We start from the raw sequence: 4,472 nt of genomic DNA on the forward strand, positions 1-4,472 counted from the left end.
GCGGCGGGCCGGCTTCACCACCGCGGCCGAGCTGGCGACGGCCCTGGCCGCGGAGGCCGACCGGCGCCCCCGCGACGTCTTCGGCCGGCTCACCGACGCCTCGGCCGACGGCTACGCCTGGGCCTGGCTGGCCGCAGCCGCCCACCTGGCCGCCGCGGAGCGCTCCTTGGTGGCCGCCTCCTGGGTCTGAGGCCAAAGCCTCCCGGTGGGTGAGCTGTACAGTGCCACGCTATGAGCGCGTGGAGATCAAGACCCCGACCAACCGGACCGTCCGGGCGGAACCGCGGCCCCTCTCGCAGCGCCGAGACGGGCGGCGGCGCCCGCCTGGCGGTCCTGGACGGCGTCCGGATCCTCGCCGCGCTCTCCGTGCTCTGCTACCACTACCTCGCCCTGCAGAGCGCCTGGGGGGAGCCGGTCGCCACCGTCTTCCCCGTGGCGAGCAAGGGGGCCGCGTACGGCTGGCTCGGCGTCGAGCTGTTCTTCCTCGTCAGCGGGTTCGTCATCTGCATGAGCGCCTGGGGCCGCACCGCCGGCGAGTTCGCGGTCTCGCGCATCTCCCGGCTCTTCCCGGCGTACTGGGCGGCCGTGGTCTTCACCTCCACGGTGCTGTTCGCCTGGCCGGAGGTGCGCGGGGTCAAGGCGTTCCGCGACGTCGTGGTGAACCTGACGATGCTGCAGGGCGGCATGGACGTGCCGCACATCGACGACGCGTACTGGACCCTCTTCGTCGAGCTGAAGTTCTACGTGCTGTTCGCGCTGGTCGTCCTGCGCGGCGTGACCTACCGCAACTGCGTGGTCTTCTGCGGGGTCTGGACCCTGGCCGGGATCGTCGCACCGACGGCCGACAGCGGTCTGCTGTCCTTCTTCGCGATCCCGTCCTTCTCGCCGTACTTCATCGCCGGCATAGCGTTCCACCTGATGCGCCGCTTCAGGCCCAATGCCGTCCTGTGGACCATCGTCGGGCTGCAGTTCCTCCTCGCGCAGAGTTTCGTCCGGAGCCGGATGATCACCAACCTCGGGCGCACCACCGCCCTGGAGCTGCCCCCCTGGCCGGCCCACGTGATCATCACCTGCGGGTTCCTCGTCATGGCGGGCATAGCCCTCGGCGCCTTCGACCGCATCCGCTGGCGCTGGCTGCCGCACGCCGGAGCGCTCACGTACCCGCTCTACCTGATCCACATGATGGCCGGGCTGACGTTCATCCACCACTTCCGCCACGACGTCCCGCCCGTCCCGCTCGTCCTCGGCGTGACCGCGGTCATGGCCGCTCTCGCCTGGCTCATCCACCGCCTGGTCGAACGGCCGCTGGGCCGGCGGCTGCGCGCAGGGCTGCGCCGCGGTGTGGAGGACATCCGCAGGAACACCCCGCTCGGGTCCGCGATCCCCGCGATCCCGGCGCAGCCGCCCGCCCCCGAGGCGGAACGCATCCGCGCAGCCCGCTGAGCCGGGCCGGCCACAGCACTAGCGCGGTTTCGCGCGGACGTGGACGCGCTCGCTCTGTGGGCCGAACAGGCTGAGCAGTTCCACGGCCTCCTCCCCGGTACTGCCGAACCAGTGCGGCAGCCGGGTGTCGAACTCGGCGGCCTCGCCGGGCTTAAGCTCAAGGTCCCGCTCGGCGAGGACCAGCCGCAGCCTGCCACTGAGCACGTACAGCCACTCGTACCCCTCGTGCGTCCGCAGATCCGGTACGCGGCGCGTGCGGGGGATGACCATCTTGAACGCCTGGAGCCCGCCCGGGTGCTGGGTCAGCGGCACGATCGTGACCCCCGCCCGCTTGATCGGCTTCAGCCGCACCCTCGGATCGCCGACCGGCGGCGCCCCGACCAGCTCGTCCAGCGGCACCCGGTACGCGCGGGCCAGCGGCAGCAGCAGCTCCAGGTTCGGCCTGCGCTCCCCGGACTCCAGACGGGACAGGGTGCTGACCGAGATACCGGTGCTCTGCGCCAGCCCGGCCAGGGTGATCCCGCGCTTCTTGCGCAGCTCGCGCAGGCGCGGCCCCACGGCGGCGAGCACCGCGGCGTCGTCGTTTGCCATATCGGCAACCTTACTTTGCGGGCCGTGCGGGCCGGGCGCACCGTGGGGCCCCCCACCCACTCACCGCCCCGCCCCCTCCGTCCGGCACACCGGGTCGTCGTCCGGGCCGGGGCCGCCACCCCACGGAGTCCACCTTGGAACCAGCCCTCGCGGGAAGAGAAGAGCACCCCGTCACCGGGAACGGGCAGCGCACACCCCCGGCCCGCCGGGCGCTGGCCGCCCTGTCCCTGTCCATGCTGCTGTCCTCGCTCGGCACGAGCATCGCCAACGTCGCCCTGCCGACGCTGGCGAAGGCGTTCACCGCCTCCTTCCAGGACGTCCAGTGGGTCGTCCTCGCCTACCTCCTCGCCATCACCACCCTGATCGTCAGCGCCGGCCGGCTCGGCGACCTCCTCGGGCGCCGCCGACTGCTCCTCGCCGGCATCGGCGCCTTCACCGCGGCCTCCGCCCTGTGCGGTCTGGCCCCCACGCTCCCGCTGCTGATCGCGGCCCGCGCGGCCCAGGGGCTCGCGGCGGCCGTCATGATGGCCCTCACCATGGCGTCCGTCGGCCGGGCCGTCGCCGAGGACCGGACCGGCAGCGCCATGGGGCTGCTCGGGACCATGTCCGCCGTCGGCACGGCGCTCGGCCCCTCGCTGGGCGGCCTGCTGATATCCGCCTTCACCTGGCGGGCCGTCTTCCTCGCCTGCGTCCCCCTGGGCGCCCTGGCACTCGTCCTCGCCCGGCGCCACCTGCCCGCGGACCGGCCGGACGGGCCGGCCCGGCAGGCCACCGCCGCCCGGCCCCGCTTCGACCTGGCCGGCACGGTGCTGCTGGCCCTGACGCTGGCGGCGTACGCCCTCGCCATGACCGTGGGCCGGGGCCGCTTCGGCCCGCTCAACCTGGCGCTGCTCGCGGCGACGGCCGCCGGGGCCGGACTGTTCCTGCTGACCGAGACCCGGGTGGGGTCCCCGCTGCTGCGGCCCGCGATGCTCAGGACGCCCGGGCTCGGCGCCGGGCTGGCGATGAGCGGCCTCGTCTCGACGGTGATGATGGCGACGCTGGTCGTCGGCCCCTTCCACCTCGCCGGCGCCCTCGGCCTGCCCGCGGCCCTGGTCGGACTCGCCATGTCGGCGGGCCCCCTCGTCACGGCGTTCACCGGAGTGCCGGCCGGCCGGCTCGTGGACCGCCTCGGCGCGCGGCGCGTCACCGTCGCCGGACTCGCCGCGATGGCGGCCGCCGCCACGGTCCTGGCGGCGGTCCCGGCAGCGCTCGGCCTCGCCGGCTACCTCCTCCCGCTCACCGTCCTGACCATCGGGTACGCCCTGTTCCAGACGGCCAACAACACCGCCGTCATGGCGGACGTCGACCCCGGTCGGCGGGGCGTCGTCTCGGGCCTGCTCAACCTGTCGCGCAACCTCGGGCTCGTCACCGGAGCGTCCGTGATGGGCGCGGTGTTCGCCCTGGGCGCCGCGACGGCCGACGTCACCGCGGCTCCGCCGTCGGCCGTCGCCTCCGGTACGCGCGCCACGTTCGCCGCCGCCGCGGTCCTGATCGGCGGCGCGCTCGCCCTCGCCGCAGGGGTCCGTACGCCGCCGAGGCGCCTGCGGGAACCGGGAGGCGCGGGATTCCCTCTCCATGGGTGAGGGGGAGGGGGACAACGCGCTATGCCTGTGTTTTCGGGGACCATCGCATCGAGGGCCTGGTCGGCCGCGGCGGCGGGGGTGCTGTGCGGCGTGCTCGCGGCCTGCGGCACCACACGGACCACGGGAGGGCCGCCTGCGCCGCCGCCTGTGGAGACCACGTGCGGCCTCGACCTGACGTCGGACCGGTCGTCCGACGGCGGCAACGCGGACCCGCCGACGGAGGAGCAGACGGGCAGCGCGACGGGCGACGCGGGCCCGCCCACGGAGGAGCAGACGGGCAGTGCCGGCCCGCCGACCGACGAGGAGACGGGCCCGCCCGATCCGCCGACCGACCAGGACACCGGCAGCCCCGGGCCGTGCGTCGCCGCGGGGTGGTACGACATGACCCGCGAGTTCAACGCCTACTTCGCCGGGCACCGCACGGAGTCGGACGCGATGATGCCGGCCGGGCCCGCCCAGGAGGTCCGGGTCCGCCGGGCGGGGGGCGCCGGGGAGGCGCAGGTGACCTTCCGGACCCGGTCCGTCGGCAAGGGCGAGGCGGAGGACGGCCGCAGGGTGGCGGAGGTGTTCGCCGCTTGGCGGCACGCGGCGTACGGGGACACCGGCACGGTGTTCGTCAGGTCGACCGAGGGCCGCGAGGTGGCCACCGCCCCCTGGTGAGCCGCCGCCTCCGGCCAGGGTCCGGCACCAGTGCTGCTGCTCACGAAGCCGAGGGCCGGCGTTCTCAGCCTCGCCGGCGTTTGGGGCGAGGGGTCTGGGGCGGAGCCCCAGGAAACCCGGCTCCGCCCGTGTGGGCGGGGGGCAGGTTCCGGG

Annotated in this window: 4 protein-coding genes and 1 pseudogene; 4 read left to right on the forward strand and 1 reads right to left on the reverse strand. The window is 74.7% G+C overall.

Annotation, left to right across the window (positions count from 1 at the left end):
* Both AB0F11_RS37600 and AB0F11_RS37605 read left to right on the forward strand, forming a co-directional pair.
* A pseudogene (locus AB0F11_RS37600) lies at positions 1 to 190 on the forward strand (hypothetical protein); the annotation flags it as partial.
* Between the two features lie 41 nt (positions 191 to 231).
* Entirely contained in the window at positions 232 to 1,443 is a 1,212-nt protein-coding gene (locus tag AB0F11_RS37605; protein WP_362184261.1) for an acyltransferase, read from the forward strand.
* Between the two features lie 18 nt (positions 1,444 to 1,461).
* On the opposite strand, the gene AB0F11_RS37610 is transcribed toward AB0F11_RS37605, so the two are convergent.
* Positions 1,462 to 2,034: an XRE family transcriptional regulator gene (locus AB0F11_RS37610; RefSeq protein ID WP_362184264.1), complete on the reverse strand. Its 573-nt coding sequence runs from the start codon at positions 2,032 to 2,034 to the stop codon at positions 1,462 to 1,464.
* A gap of 134 nt (positions 2,035 to 2,168) precedes the next feature.
* Here AB0F11_RS37610 and AB0F11_RS37615 point away from each other — a divergent pair, with 134 nt between their 5' ends.
* Positions 2,169 to 3,659: an MFS transporter gene (locus AB0F11_RS37615; protein ID WP_362184267.1), complete on the forward strand. Its 1,491-nt coding sequence runs from the start codon at positions 2,169 to 2,171 to the stop codon at positions 3,657 to 3,659.
* 147 nt (positions 3,660 to 3,806) lie between these two features.
* Positions 3,807 to 4,319: a hypothetical protein gene (locus AB0F11_RS37620; RefSeq protein ID WP_362184270.1), complete on the forward strand. Its 513-nt coding sequence runs from the start codon at positions 3,807 to 3,809 to the stop codon at positions 4,317 to 4,319.
* Positions 4,320 to 4,472: the final 153 nt, after the last annotated feature.

The organism is Streptomyces sp. NPDC032472 (assembly GCF_040636955.1).
In the GTDB taxonomy this organism is placed as follows: Bacteria; Actinomycetota; Actinomycetes; order Streptomycetales; family Streptomycetaceae; genus Streptomyces.